Raw genomic sequence first — 12,530 nt, forward strand, 5'->3', positions numbered from 1 at the left:
CCGGCCCGTTTGCCTCTCACGACTCTAGGGCGCTGGGCAACTCTGGCCAGGCCTCACGCAGCCACGCCAGCAAATGCAAATAAATCTGGCCGTGACTGGTGATGTGGCGGGCGGGCGGCACGCTGGGGTGCAGTGGCAAACGCAGATGCTGGCCCAGCAGCCGCGCCTGCAAATGCTGAGTGCCGATCAGGGGAATCGGGTCGCCGTCCAGCGACAAGCACAGCACCTCGGGAGCGCCGGGCAGCGCGGCGGCCACCGCGCGGCCCAGCGCAGTCGGACTGAAGGCCACTCCCGGCACACCACACAGGCCTGCCGCGTACTGCGCCAGCCCACCGCCTAGCGAGTGCCCCGCCACCATCAGCGGCAAGTCGGGGAGAGCGCGGCCACGCTCGGCGAGCAGCAGCTGGGTGAATTCAGCGGCCACCACAAAGAGGCGGGGCAAGCGGCCCAGCACGTTGAGCACGTCGGCCCGAAACTGTTTGGCCTCGGCGGGAAAGGTGTGAAGCTGCGAGTCGGAGTGGCTGGTGTTGGTGCCGCCCAAGATCAGTACCAGTTGATCAGGTTGCTGGTAAAGGGCAAAAACAAGGCCGCTGGAACAGTGCAGCACGTTGGGCCGCCCCGTTTCCTGACGCAGCGCCCCCAGCACGCTGAGCGCAGGTACGCTTCTGAACTCGCCGCCGTAAGCCGATAAAACTTGCTCGGCACTGGGCATTTTCCAGTCGCGCCGCTCCCACGCCGGATAAAGGCACAGCGCGGCGGCGCAGTCTGCCAGCAGCGTAAAGGCCCGCGCTTCCCCCAAAGCCCACAGAGCCTGAACAGCTGCTTCACCGCTGAGCGTGCCAGCCGGCAACTCGCGCCGATTCAGCAGCGGCAACTCGGTCAGCTTGGGCCAAGCCGAGAAGCGCGGGACAACGGGAAAGCGGCGCATAGCGAGGTCAGTCCGGCAGAGGAATCAACCAATGCTCAGCCGCTGAAAACCCACTGAGCGCGGCGCGGCTGATCAGCAGATCATCTCCCTCGCGGCTGGCCTCGCCGGATTGAACCCATTTGTTCAGTTCGGCTTCGACCCGCTGCTGCACGCGGCGCAGCGGCATCTCGGCGGCTCCCTCCACGCCGCGCCAGCTCAGAAAAGCGCGGTGAAAGGTGGGCAATTCGTCGAGCGGCAGGCGGGCTTCCAAACTGCGCCAAGACAAGTCAAGTTGAGCAGAGTGAACTTTAGCCATAGGGACTATTCTGAGCGCCTGCCCGGGCGAGCCGCCTTGTGCAAGTTCCCAGACGGCGCTCATCTTGCGGGTGGTAAGCCACCGGATCACTCCTTACTCCGCAGAGGAGTCAGCGCGGCGCGGCGGTGTCGCGGTTGAAATTGAGAATCAGGGTGCCGGTAGACACGGTGCCGTTTAGGATCCCGTTGCGGTTGTAGCTGACCAGTACGCTGCCGTCACCGAGCGAGAGCAGCGCGAAGTGGCCGTTGAGGGCATTGAGGGTAAACGGATTGCTGCCGCGCACATTCCAGACATAGCCGCTGCGTTTGCCTAGCGGATCTTCGGCGCTGGCAGCCTGAATGGCCGAGATATTGAGCGCTTCAGGCTTGGCACTAAATCCCTCAGGAAAACGCAAATCCCCTGTCTCCAGATCCAAGCTGATGCCGCGCAGGAGGGCGGTGCCGCCCGCGTCACCAAAGGTCAGGCGGTTGCCACTGCGCGAAATGCTCAGCCGCACCACCTTGCCGCTGACCTGCAACTCCTGCTGGATGACAAGGTAGCGCCGAAAGTCGTTTTCGCTGATCTTGACCCGCTTGTCATACAGCGGAGCCACGCCGCGCTCGGCGCTGACCTGCATTTGGTCGAGCAGGCGTGGATCGCCGCCCGCGTCCAGCACCCGGCGGCGCACTTCAGTCATGGAGAACTTGGCCCGCGTTTCCATGATTTGGGCCAGTTGGCCGGTTTGCGGCAGCAGCGGCCCGAGTTTGCTGCGCCAATCGTTGACCGAGGTGGGTACGCCCTGCCCCGTCGTTTGGAAAGTGGCCGCTCCGCTCCACGCCGTTAAGCCCCCCAACAGACAACACAAGCTGAGAGCAGGGAGAATACGGCGGAAATGGCGCGAACCCATGCGAGGTCAAGCATAGCGGGCAGAGGTGAGAAGTTGCCTGACACGCGCCGCGCCGCTCCTCATCTGGGACAGTGGGTAGAAACGGCAAGGAGAGCAACTGGAGCGCCCTGCCCTCCAATCAGCACGTTGCCTTGAGTGCGGAACCGACGTAGGAGCGCTGTATGCGCTTGAGTTTTGGACTTGCCCTCAGGCCAGATGTTACCCTCAAGGTATGCCTTACCCCACTTCCCCGCTGCCGCAATCACCTGTGCCCAGCGCCGCCGAACTCTTACCCTTCGTGGAAGCGGGCCTGCGTGATCTGAGCGCTTTGGTGGCCCTGGAAAGTGTCAGCGCCCAGCGCCGCATGCTGCCCGAGACCGCGCAGGCCGTGACGGATTTGCTGAGCGCCGAGGGCTTCACGGTGCGTCAGTACCCCGGCCAAGTGGCTCCGCTGCTGATTGCCGAAGCGGGCGAGGGGCCGAGCACCCTGCTGATTTACAACCACTACGACGTGCAGCCCGAAACCCCTTTAGAGCTGTGGGACTCGCCGCCGTTCGTGCTGACCGAGCGTGGCGGGCGGCTGTACGGACGCGGCGCGAGCGACGACAAAGGTGAATTTGCTTCGCGGCTGGCGGCGGTGCGGGCCATCAAAGCCAGACACGCGGGCCACTTGCCGCTCAAGATTCGCTGGCTGATCGAGGGCGAAGAAGAAATCGGCAGTCCCAGTTTGGCCCGCTTCGTCGAGCAGCACGCCAGTGAGCTGAGCGCCGACGGCTGTTGGTGGGAGTTCGGCAGCATCGATTCCGAGGGCCGCCCGATGGTGTCGCTGGGCCTTAAGGGGGTGGTGTGCTTGGAACTGCGCTGCCGCGTGGCCGACTCGGATTTGCACAGCAGCTTGGGCGCAGTCGTCGACAATCCGCTGTGGCGCTTGGCGGCGGCGGTGGCCTCGCTGCGAGACTCCACCGGGCGGGCCAGCATCGCCGGTTTCCACGACGCTATCCGCGCTCCCAGTGAAGCCGACTTGCAGGCCATCCACGAGTTGCCCGACGCCAGAGGGCCGCTGCGGGATACTTACAACATCACCCGCTTTTTGGGCGACGATACCGAGCACCAGACGCGCAGCAACTTGACGCCGGCCATCAACGTCAACGGCTTTCACGGCGGCTACGAGGGTGAGGGAAGCAAAACCGTGCTGCCCGCTGCGGGTTTCGTCAAGCTCGACATCCGCTTGGTGCCCGACCAAGATCCGGATGAGATCGTCAAGTTGCTGCGTACCCACTTGGACACCTTGGGCTTTGAGGACATCGAGCTGATCGAACTCGAATCGAGCGAACACGCCGCCCGCACCAGCGCTGACAATCCATTTGTAAAAGTCGCCCTGCAAGCGGCCCGCGAGGCGCACGGCAAGGAGCCGGTGGTATCGCCGTCGAGCGCAGCCAGCGGCCCGCTTTATCCGTTTGTCAAGCACCTCAACGTGCCGACCGTGATCATGGGCATCGGCAACATCGGCGGCAGGGTTCACGCCCCCAACGAAAATATCCTGAAGCGCGACTTTGCAGCGGGCGTGCGCTTCGGAGTGGTCTTCATGGAGCGGCTGGCACAAGCCAAACCCAGTTAGGTTGACATCAAAAAAGGCCCGCCAATTCAGCGGGCCTTCAACGTTGATCCATTTTGTTGCTGTGCTTACTTCTCCATCACGTAGGCTTTCTCGATTTTGTCCGCCGTGCCGGGGTAGCCGGGTTGGATGCGGGTCAGTTTGTCCAAGACGTCCAGGCCTTCCACGACTTGCCCGAAGACGGTGTGCTTGCCGTCGAGATGCGGCTGCGCCGCGAACAGCATAAAGAACTGCGAGCCGTTGGTGGCGGGGCCACGGTTGGCCATGCTCAACACGCCTTTTTTGTCGTGGCGGTGCGAGTTGAACTCGTCTTCAAATTGGTAGCCGGGGCCGCCCGCTCCGGTGCCCGTGGGGTCGCCGGTCTGGGCCATGAAGTCCTGAAGAACGCGGTGAAAGGAAATGCCGTCGTAGTAGTGGTGGCGAATCAGGTAGACGAAGCTGTTGACCGTCTGCGGCGCGTCGTCGGGGTACAGATCCATGACGATGCGGCCTTTGGATGTTTCAAACACGGCCTGGTACTGCTTGCCGGGCTCGATAGCCTCGCCCAAGCTGGGCGCGGTCTTGAAGCTGATTTTGCGGTCTTCGCTGAGGGCGCTCATCTGGGTATAACCGTCGTTGGTGTAAGTCATAGCCCACATTCTAGCCGCTAAATCTCATGAGAACCTTGCCAGCACCCCAAGAGATTCTTAGGGCTTGGTGACGATCCGTACGCTGGTGATGGTGTCGGGCACCGCGCCGGCAATCGGTTGCTCGCCGCCCTGTCCGCTGGTGGCGGTGCGGGTCAGCTTGGGCAGCACGTCTTCGCCGCCGACCACTTTGCCGAACAAGCTGTAGTGGCCATTGAGGAAGGTGGAAGGCGCAAAGGTCACAAAAAACTGCGAGCCGTTGGTGTTGGGGCCGCTGTTGGCCATCGCCAGCATGCCGGGCTGGTCGAACACCAATTTGCTGCGAATTTCGTCGGGGAATTGGTAGCCGGGGCCGCCCTGCCCCCAGGTCGCCTTCTTGCTTTCGTCGGTGCTGCTGGGATCGCCGGTCTGGGCCATAAAGCCGTCGATGACGCGGTGAAAGCGCTGGCCATCATAAAAGTGGTTGCGGGCCAGATACACGAAGTTGTTGACCGTCACCGGCACTTCGCTTTCCAGCAAATCCGCCACGATCTGGCCTTTGTCGGTGTCGATCACGGCGTAGTAATCTTTGCCGTCTTCCAGTTTCATTTCGGGCGGGGCCGTGAAGGTGGTCACGGGCGTTTTGCCGAGGTCGGGAACAAGGGTGTAGCCGCTGGGGATGGCAGCGGAGGTGGCCGCGTCGGTTTTGGTGGTATCCGTCTTGGTGGCGTCCGGTGTTGCGGTATCTGTTTTGGTGGTGTCAGTTTTGGTGGTATCCGCCGCCGTGGTGTCGGTGGTGGTCGTGGTGGCTTCTTTTTTCTGGCAAGCGGCCAGACTCAGGGTCAGCAAAGTGAGGAGGGCAATACGCTTCATTTGGTTTTAGTTTAGCCGACCCTTTGATGAGACGGCCTTGAGGAGCAGCCTGGCCCGTCCGGTGAGCTAAACTCGGCGGCGTGACTGTAGCGATTGGTGTGATTGTAACGATTGACGGCGTAGCGGCCAGCGGCAAATCCAGCGTGGCCAGCGGCGTAGCCAGCGCCCTGAGTATTCCTTATGTCTCCAGCGGTCTGCTGTACCGGGCCGCGACCTTGCTGGCGCTCGAAGCGGGCACGTCCCTGAGCGACGCCCCGGCCCTGCTCTCGCTGCTGGGCGCTGCCCCACTGCGCTTGGAACCGCTGGCTGGGGGCAACCGCATTTACCTCGATACTCCTGATTGCCCGCGTGAGCTCACCGCCGACGCCCACACCAGCGCAGTGGACGCGGGCGTCAGCGCGTTGGCCCAACTGCCGCAGCTGCGCGAGTGGGTCAACGCCCGGCTGCGTGCCCTGACTCCGCCGTTTGTGGCCGAGGGACGCGATATGGGCACCGCCGTGTTTCCGCAGGCGCGGGCCAAGTTCTTTTTGGTGGCCTCGCCGCGTGTACGGGCGCTGCGGCGCGTCAAAGAGCGCGTCGGCGATGTGGAGGCCGTGGAGCAGGCCCTGATTGCCCGCGATGAACAAGATCAGTTGCAGTCTCACCCCGCTGCCGACGCCCAGATCATTGACACCAGTGACCTAGACTTGGCGGGCGTGATCGCGGCGGTCATGGCCGGGCTCCAAGAGCGGGCTTAACGCTTGGCCCCCTAGTCCTGCTGGCGCACCGCGCGGCCATTTCCGATTTATGATAAGCGGGTGCCCTTCAACCAATCCTCTTTGCCGCCCACCACCAAGCCGCTCGTTTCTGTCGGCGACCTCGCGTGGGACGTGCTGGCCAAACCCGATACCTCGCTGCTGCCGGGAGGAGACACCACTGGCCGCATGGAACTCTCGCCTGGCGGCAGCGCGGCCAACCTGGCGGTCTGGGCCAGACGCCTGGGCTACCCCAGCACCTTTGTCGGCAAAATCGGCACCGGCCATTTCGGAGCGTTGGCGCAGGCAGGCCTTGAGGACGAAGGCGTGTTGGCCGAGGTGATTCGCACGCCGCTGCATCCGACCGGCGTGATTTTGGCTCTCATTGACCAGCGGGGCCAGCGGGCCATGCTGACCGGACAGGGAGCCGACTGGGAACTGCTGCCCGAAGAGTTGCCGCGTGAAGTGCTGCTGGGCGCGGGCCACGTTCACCTGACCGCTTGGAGCCTCTTCCGCGATCCGCCGCGCCGCGCCGCCTTGGCCGCCGCCAAACTCGCCGAGGAAGCTGGAGCGACGCTGAGCCTCGATCCCGGCAGCTTTCAGATGATTCAGCAGGCAGGCCGCGAGAACTTTTTGTCGTGGATCAGTGAAGTGCCGTTCGATATTTTCTTTCCCAACGCCGACGAAGCCCGCGCCATGAGCGGAGAGAGCACCTCCGAGGCGGCGCTCGCGTGGCTGCGCGGCCATTACCCCAAAGCCCTGATCGTGCTGAAAATGGACGAGGACGGCGCACTTTTGGAAGGCCCACAGACTCCGCGCACCCACATTCAGGCGTCGCAAGACACCTTGGTGGACGCCACCGGAGCCGGAGACGCTTTTGGCGGCGTCTTTCTGGCTCATTATCTGGAGCATGGTGATCCGGTGAAAGCGGCCAAGATAGCCGCGCAGGTGGGCGGCTGGGTGGTCTCACGCTTTGGCGCACGCCCGCCGGTAGACGAAGCCCTTAAGCTTCGCCTCGCACCGCTGCTTGCTCAGCCTAGTCTTTCTCAGCCCAGTCCAGAGGTGGGCGCGTGACCCGCCTCAACAACCGCCGCCCCGCTTGGCAACGGGCGCTGTTCTGGATCTTTTTGTTGCTGCTGCTCGCCATATTGGCAATTGCCGCCTACGTTTACAGCCTGACCACCAGTGCTGGCGGCCCCAAATACACCCTAGAAATCAAACCCGGCGACACGCTGGCCGCCAAAGCGGGCGAGTTGCAGCAGCGCGGCGTCATCAAAAATGCCACGGCGCTGCGCTACGTCATGCGTCAGCGCGGCACGGCAGGCAAGCTCAAAGAAGGGCTTTACGAGATTCCAGCCGATCAAACCGTTTTTGAGGTGGCCGACGACTTGGCCGGCAATCCGCGCATTCCCACTGTCAGCGTGACCATTCCCGAAGGCAAGCGCCTCAAAGATTTACCGGAGATCATCACGGCGGCGGGCCTGAGCAGCGCACCTGCTCTCAAAGCCGCGCTGAATGATGTCTCTCTCAGCCCAGCGGCCAAAGCAGCGGGGGCGGGCAACTTGGAAGGCTTTTTGTTTCCGGCCACCTACCCGTTTCGGCCCAAAGCCAGTGCCGAGGACATCGTCAAGGGACTGGCCGAACGGATGACCCAGGAATTTACCCCGGAGAGAATCACCGCCGCCAAAAAACTGAATCTGAATGTGGATCAGTGGGTGACGCTGGCCAGCATGGTGCAAGCCGAAGCCGCCAACGACGCGGAGATGCCGGTGGTGGCGGGAGTATTTCTCAACCGCCTGAAGCAGGGCATTGCGCTGGGCAGCGACCCAACGGTGGCGTATGGCCTCGGCAAAGACTTGCCTGACCTCGACCGCTCAGCCGGCGACTTCACCAAAGACACCCCTTACAGCACCTACACCCGTATGGGCCTGCCCAAAGGCCCGATCAACAACCCCGGCGAAGCGGCGCTGAGCAGCGTCCTGAATGCCAAACTGACCACCCCCAACGGCAAAGCGGCGCTGTACTTTTTGCACGGTACCGACGGCGTCATTCACGTCAACAACGATTACGCCGCCCACCTGCGCGACATTGCCCGCTACCGCTGAGGGCAAAACAAAAGGGAGAGGGAGTGAACGTTCTCCTCTCCCTTTTGTTTTGCCGTTAAATGCCCTCAAACGCCGACAGCGCCGCCCCGATCACGCCCGCGTCTGAGGCGAGTTGGGCGCGGCGAATGGTGACGGGCGCAAAAGCTGCGCCGTATTCCTGCGCCGCCCTGTCTACGCCCTCAAAAAAGTAGTCGCCGACCGCCGCCACACCGCCGCCGATCACGAACACCTCAGGGTCGAGCAGCTTTTGAATATCGGCAATCGCCACGCCGATGTGTTTCATGGCCTGCTCAACCACCCGCTTGGCCTGCGGATTACCAGTCTGGGCCAGCGCAAACGCTTCGGCGGTACTGACCTCGCGGTTGAGGGCGTAGCTGGCGTCTCTAGCGATGGCGGTGCCGCTGGCGACGGCTTCGAGCGCTCCGTCGAGGCCCGCGCCGCTGACCGGGCCGCCCGGCAGCACCGTGACGTGGCCGAACTCACCGGCAACGCCGTGAAAGCCGCGCCAGATGCGCCCACCAATGACGATGCCGCTGCCGATGCCGGTTGACACGGTGATGTACACGCTGCTGCTGCTGCCCCGCGCCGCACCCAGCGTGGCCTCGGCCAGCGCCGCCGCTTTGGCGTCATTTTCCAGCACCACCGTCATGCCCAGCCGCTCGCTCAGTCCGGCCACCATCGGCACGTCGCTAAAGCCGTAGATATTGGGAGCGAACTTGACGCCCATCCGGTCAGGTGTCAGCGGCCCCGGCACACCCACGCCGATGTGCAGGGCGTCGGGGTGGGCGACTTGCAGGAGCCGAATCTGGGCGGCGACGGCGTCGAGCACCGCAGGCCAGCCGGTTTCGGGGGTGGGCTGAACGTGGCGGTCAAGCAGGTGTTCGCCGCGCAGCACGCCCACCGCGATTTTGGTGCCGCCCACGTCCACACCGATGCTGACCCGCTCTGGAGAGAGCGGCTGGACTGGAGCGGCTTGGGTTTGAGCAAGTTGAGCTTGGTTTGTCATGTGAACTCCCAGAATTGATCTGGGCCACAGTCTAGACCCATTTCCCCGAGAGCCCGACCCCCGCTGCCGCCTTCCCCGCCCCAGCCGTTAGACTGCCCCGATATGGCCGATCTCTTGGAGGGCTTCAAAACAATTTTTTCAGGACAGTACCCGGCGCTGCTGCTCACGGGGCTTGAACTGACGTTGGCCGTCAGCCTCTCGGCGCTGCTCGTCAGCGTGGTGCTGGGAACATTTCTGGGTTTGGTACGCTTTTTTCGGTTGCCGATTTTGGCTCCGCTGAGCAACGCTTACGTGGACGTGGTGCGCGGCATTCCGCTGATCGTGCTGCTGAGCGTGGTGTATTACGGTCTGCCCACCCTCGGCCTGACCTTGCCGAGTTTTCCGGCGGCGGTGCTGGCACTCGGTCTTTACTCGGCGGCCTACACCTCCGAAATCGTGCGCGGCGGGCTGAGCAGCGTACCAGTAGGCCAGATCGAAGCGGGGCGCAGTTTGGGACTGACCCGCCCCCAAGCCGTGCGGCACGTGGTCTTGCCGCAGGCTTGGCGGGTGGCCCTTCCCGCACTGGGCAACGAGTTCATTTCGCTGATTTTGGGCAGCAGCTTGGCCAGCGCCGTGACGCTGCAAGAACTGTTTTCGCAGGGGCGCTACATCACCAACGCCACCTACCGGCAGTTTGAAGTCTACGCGGTGCTGGCGCTGATGTATTTTGCCCTGACCTTTGTGCTGACCCGCATCGTGCGCTGGCTGGAGCGGCGGTTCTCACGCGGCGAGAGCTTGCCGCAGCGCCGGGTGATTTGAGCGACGCACGGGATCAGATTTGGGCGGATACCATTTCGGTAGAACAGCGGGCTGACGTGGGGCAACATCATGAATTTACGGCGTGCTGGAGATTGCCGCAATTCAGCCGTCTCTACCCCAACTTGACAAAAAACGGCGGCGTCACGCCCACCATGCGGGCCATCAGCCAGGCCTGTCCTTTGTGATGCGCTTCGTGCTGAACGAGAAACTCCATCAAAGCGCCGATGGGCATTTCGCGGCCACCGAAGGCGGAAACATGCCGGTCAAAGTCTCCGTCACTTAGGGCGCTCAGCATGTCCACCACCTGCTCAGTGGAAGCCGCCAGCCGGGTGCGGGCCGACGCCAGATCAGCACTGCCCTCAGCGGCAGGAGCAGGTTTTTCGCCGCTGAGCATGGCGGGTATGCGGGCCGTGGAGGCAGAGAGGTGGTCGGCCAGCCCCACAAAGCTCATTCCCCCTTCCCAAGCTTTGAAGTCCCCCTGTTCGCTGGGCAACTCGGCGTAGAGGTCTTGCAGGGCGGCGCGGTGCATCCGGTAAGCGTTGATGTAGTTCTGGGCGCGAGTCATGAGCGCAGCATACACCCATGCGAAAGTGGCCCCCAGACAGGCAGGCCACTTTGCTTGACGCTGAGAATTTAGAGGGGCCGCTGCCTAAGCGCGTCGCGGATCTCGGCCAGCAACTTTTCTTCGTTGCTGGGCTCGGCCACCGGGGGCTTTTCTTCACGCTTGAAGCGCTCCATCAACCTGTTGAAAGGCACGATGACAAAAAAGTAGATGACGGCGGCGGACAACAGAAAGCTCAGCAGAGCCGTAATGAATGCGCCGTACTGGAAGACACTCTTATTAATGGTGAAGGTGAGGGCCGAAAAATCCGGTACACCGCCGAAGATACCGATAATGGGCAAAATGAGGCCTTTCGTAAAGGCGTCCACCACTTTGCCGAAAGCCGCGCCGATCAGTACACCGACTGCCAGATCAATCAAATTGCCGCGCAACAAAAACTTCTGAAATCCACTGACCATGTGTTAATTTTTCCACTTTCTGGGCCGGAGCACAATCTGGAGCCTCCGGTGTCGTCTAGACATGAAGCCAATTTCTGACGCGCTTCGCAAGATTTGCTACCGTATCGCCAGCAGCGCGTTGACGTTCAGGCCTGACTCGAACCGTCGATCTTGCTGTTTTCTTTGACGGCGTGGGCGCTCATGCCAAACTGCGGGCCGCTGCTGACCACGTCACCCAAAATCACGCGGGCCAGTTCACCCAGCGTGCTGCCGCCGGATTTGACCGGCATTCCCAGGGTGTGGGCCAACTCCGAGAGGCTAGTGTTGTCGATCATCAGTTCGGTGCCGTAGCGCAAAGTGGTGGGCGGCACGATCAGCAAGTCGGCCTCACCAGTCTTGACAGCCGCCCGGAAGCAGCGCCCGGTCAGCAGGCCCGCCACGGTGGTGACTTTGCCGAAGGTCTGGTTCTCGATGGCCCGCACCTCAATCTCCAGGCCTTCGATGGCCCGAAGCGGCTCTACAGCAAGATCGAGCGACTCGGCAAACAGCAGGCCCGTTCCCAAGATGACTTTTTTGGGCGCGAGCAAGCGCTCCGGCAAAGCAGGCATCCCCTCGGTCAAAAAGTCGCGGATCATCCCGACGCCGTTTTCGAGCATCGGAAAGCCCTCGTATTCCTCTTCGGTGGGCAGCGGTTCACCGGCCAGCAGATAAAACTCGTCGCTGGGGAAAATGAAACGGGTGCCGCGCTCGTCCAGCAACTTCTTGCGCCAGATATTGGCCCGCTTGATCACGTCTTTGGCTTCTTCTTTGTTAAAAGTCCGTACGTCGGGCAAATTCTTACGGTGATCCGTCAAGCCAATCGGCACCACTGCTGCTGAGATCACGTTGGGCCGCGAGGTCAGATACTCCAAGGTTTCATCGAAGTTCTCGCCGTCGTTGCGCTGCGGGAGAAGCACGATCTGGGTGTAGAGATCGATGCTCGAAAGGCGCTCGATCATGCCGGTGATCTGGGTGGCCTGCTGGTCTTTGACCTTGAGCTTCCACCACTTCATCATGTCCTGGCGCAGCGCCTGATTGGACGAATGCACTGAGACGTACAGCGGCGAGAGGTTTTCATCCAGAATCCGGTTGATGTCGCCCTCGGTCAGGTTGGTCAAAGTGACGAACGAGCCGTAGAGGAACGATAGGCGGTAATCGTCGTCCATGATGTAGAGGCTCTTGCGAAAGCCGCGCGGCATCTGATGCACGTAGCAAAAATCGCACTTGTTGGCGCATTTCTTGATGCCGTCGAACAGGACTTCTTCAAATTCCAAGCCCGGATCTTCCCATTCCACCTCAAAGAAAAAGGTGTGGGCGGCCTCGCCCATTTTGATGGTGTGGTGGTCTTGCGGCGTGGCAAAAAAAGGCACGGCGGCGGGGCGGCTGATTTCCAGCGCGGCCTTGCCCTGTGACAGCAGATGCCGGTAGGCCAGTACGTCGGTAACGGATTGCCCGTTGACGCGCAGCAGTTGGTCGCCGGGACGCACGCCCGCCCGCTCAGCGGCGCTGCCCGCTTCCACCGACTTGATCGGGGCGGGGAAAACTTCTTCGGACAGTTGGGGAAACAGTGTGGCCGTCAAATCAAACTCCTCAGTTCAAACCCTTCTTGGGCGGGCCACCTCTGCCGCCGCGCCTACCAAAAGGCAACTCTCCATCAAGCGGGCTGAC

Annotated in this window: 14 protein-coding genes; 5 read left to right on the forward strand and 9 right to left on the reverse strand. The window is 62.3% G+C overall.

Annotation, left to right across the window (positions count from 1 at the left end; genetic code table 11):
- Positions 1-16: 16 nt before the first annotated feature.
- The 3 genes from FNU79_RS06945 to FNU79_RS06955 all read right to left on the reverse strand — a co-directional run bounded on the left by FNU79_RS06945 (position 17) and on the right by FNU79_RS06955 (position 2,109).
- On the reverse strand, positions 17-928 hold the full coding sequence (locus FNU79_RS06945; RefSeq protein ID WP_143720159.1) for a hypothetical protein: 912 nt from the start codon (positions 926-928) through the stop codon (positions 17-19).
- 7 nt (positions 929-935) lie between these two features.
- On the reverse strand, positions 936-1,223 hold the full coding sequence (locus FNU79_RS06950; protein ID WP_143720160.1) for a hypothetical protein: 288 nt from the start codon (positions 1,221-1,223) through the stop codon (positions 936-938).
- 109 nt (positions 1,224-1,332) lie between these two features.
- Positions 1,333-2,109 (reverse strand): hypothetical protein, encoded by a 777-nt coding sequence (locus tag FNU79_RS06955; protein WP_143720161.1) that lies wholly within the window; start codon positions 2,107-2,109, stop codon positions 1,333-1,335.
- 211 nt (positions 2,110-2,320) lie between these two features.
- Here FNU79_RS06955 and FNU79_RS06960 point away from each other — a divergent pair, with 211 nt between their 5' ends.
- A complete protein-coding gene (locus tag FNU79_RS06960; protein WP_143720162.1) occupies positions 2,321-3,706 on the forward strand; it encodes a M20/M25/M40 family metallo-hydrolase in 1,386 nt (461 codons plus the stop codon).
- Positions 3,707-3,771: 65 nt separating this feature from the next.
- Here the strand turns inward: FNU79_RS06960 and FNU79_RS06965 are convergent, their stop codons facing one another.
- Both FNU79_RS06965 and FNU79_RS06970 read right to left on the reverse strand, forming a co-directional pair.
- Complete coding sequence (locus tag FNU79_RS06965) at positions 3,772-4,341, reverse strand: peptidylprolyl isomerase (RefSeq protein ID WP_143720163.1); 570 nt, start codon at positions 4,339-4,341, stop codon at positions 3,772-3,774.
- A 48-nt stretch (positions 4,342-4,389) separates the two neighbouring features.
- Positions 4,390-5,181: a peptidylprolyl isomerase gene (locus FNU79_RS06970; protein WP_143720164.1), complete on the reverse strand. Its 792-nt coding sequence runs from the start codon at positions 5,179-5,181 to the stop codon at positions 4,390-4,392.
- Positions 5,182-5,279: 98 nt separating this feature from the next.
- On the opposite strand from FNU79_RS06970, the gene cmk reads away from it, so the two are divergent.
- The 3 genes from cmk to mltG are packed head-to-tail and all read left to right on the forward strand — an operon-like array spanning position 5,280 to position 8,020.
- The gene (gene cmk, locus FNU79_RS06975; protein WP_143720270.1) at positions 5,280-5,918 is read left to right on the forward strand and encodes a (d)CMP kinase; all 639 of its coding nucleotides are present in this window, start codon (positions 5,280-5,282) and stop codon (positions 5,916-5,918) included.
- A 60-nt stretch (positions 5,919-5,978) separates the two neighbouring features.
- Positions 5,979-6,989 carry a carbohydrate kinase family protein gene (locus FNU79_RS06980; RefSeq protein WP_225429926.1) on the forward strand — a complete coding sequence of 337 codons (1,011 nt, stop codon included), beginning with the start codon at positions 5,979-5,981 and terminating at the stop codon, positions 6,987-6,989.
- Positions 6,986-8,020 carry an endolytic transglycosylase MltG gene (gene mltG, locus FNU79_RS06985; RefSeq protein ID WP_143720165.1) on the forward strand — a complete coding sequence of 345 codons (1,035 nt, stop codon included), beginning with the start codon at positions 6,986-6,988 and terminating at the stop codon, positions 8,018-8,020. Before FNU79_RS06980 ends, mltG begins: the two co-directional genes overlap by 4 nt.
- Before the next feature lie 55 nt (positions 8,021-8,075).
- Here mltG and FNU79_RS06990 read toward each other — a convergent pair whose 3' ends face one another.
- Positions 8,076-9,026, reverse strand: a complete 951-nt coding sequence (locus FNU79_RS06990) for an ROK family protein (protein WP_143720166.1) — start codon at positions 9,024-9,026, stop codon at positions 8,076-8,078.
- 102 nt (positions 9,027-9,128) lie between these two features.
- Here FNU79_RS06990 and FNU79_RS06995 point away from each other — a divergent pair, with 102 nt between their 5' ends.
- Positions 9,129-9,824, forward strand: coding sequence for an amino acid ABC transporter permease (locus FNU79_RS06995; protein ID WP_143720167.1), 696 nt, complete (start codon positions 9,129-9,131; stop codon positions 9,822-9,824).
- A 112-nt stretch (positions 9,825-9,936) separates the two neighbouring features.
- On the opposite strand, the gene FNU79_RS07000 is transcribed toward FNU79_RS06995, so the two are convergent.
- From FNU79_RS07000 to FNU79_RS07010, 3 genes are all read right to left on the reverse strand, one after another.
- Positions 9,937-10,389, reverse strand: a complete 453-nt coding sequence (locus FNU79_RS07000) for a DinB family protein (RefSeq protein WP_143720168.1) — start codon at positions 10,387-10,389, stop codon at positions 9,937-9,939.
- 68 nt (positions 10,390-10,457) lie between these two features.
- On the reverse strand, positions 10,458-10,844 hold the full coding sequence (gene mscL / locus FNU79_RS07005) for a large conductance mechanosensitive channel protein MscL (RefSeq protein WP_143720169.1): 387 nt from the start codon (positions 10,842-10,844) through the stop codon (positions 10,458-10,460).
- Between the two features lie 125 nt (positions 10,845-10,969).
- On the reverse strand, positions 10,970-12,442 hold the full coding sequence (locus FNU79_RS07010; protein ID WP_225429927.1) for a DUF512 domain-containing protein: 1,473 nt from the start codon (positions 12,440-12,442) through the stop codon (positions 10,970-10,972).
- Between the last annotated feature and the right edge of the window lie 88 nt (positions 12,443-12,530).

It is taken from the genome of Deinococcus detaillensis (assembly GCF_007280555.1).
In the GTDB taxonomy this organism is placed as follows: Bacteria; Deinococcota; Deinococci; order Deinococcales; family Deinococcaceae; genus Deinococcus; species Deinococcus detaillensis.

Coding starts and splice junctions, on each gene's coding strand:
- FNU79_RS06945 (WP_143720159.1), bottom strand. CDS start 928: ATGCGCCGCTTTCCCGTTGTCCCGCGCTTCTCGGCTTGGCCCAAGCTG.
- FNU79_RS06950 (WP_143720160.1), bottom strand. CDS start 1,223: ATGGCTAAAGTTCACTCTGCTCAACTTGACTTGTCTTGGCGCAGTTTG.
- FNU79_RS06955 (WP_143720161.1), bottom strand. CDS start 2,109: ATGGGTTCGCGCCATTTCCGCCGTATTCTCCCTGCTCTCAGCTTGTGT.
- FNU79_RS06960 (WP_143720162.1), top strand. CDS start 2,321: ATGCCTTACCCCACTTCCCCGCTGCCGCAATCACCTGTGCCCAGCGCC.
- FNU79_RS06965 (WP_143720163.1), bottom strand. CDS start 4,341: ATGTGGGCTATGACTTACACCAACGACGGTTATACCCAGATGAGCGCC.
- FNU79_RS06970 (WP_143720164.1), bottom strand. CDS start 5,181: ATGAAGCGTATTGCCCTCCTCACTTTGCTGACCCTGAGTCTGGCCGCT.
- FNU79_RS06990 (WP_143720166.1), bottom strand. CDS start 9,026: ATGACAAACCAAGCTCAACTTGCTCAAACCCAAGCCGCTCCAGTCCAG.
- FNU79_RS06995 (WP_143720167.1), top strand. CDS start 9,129: ATGGCCGATCTCTTGGAGGGCTTCAAAACAATTTTTTCAGGACAGTAC.
- FNU79_RS07000 (WP_143720168.1), bottom strand. CDS start 10,389: ATGACTCGCGCCCAGAACTACATCAACGCTTACCGGATGCACCGCGCC.
- mscL (WP_143720169.1), bottom strand. CDS start 10,844: ATGGTCAGTGGATTTCAGAAGTTTTTGTTGCGCGGCAATTTGATTGAT.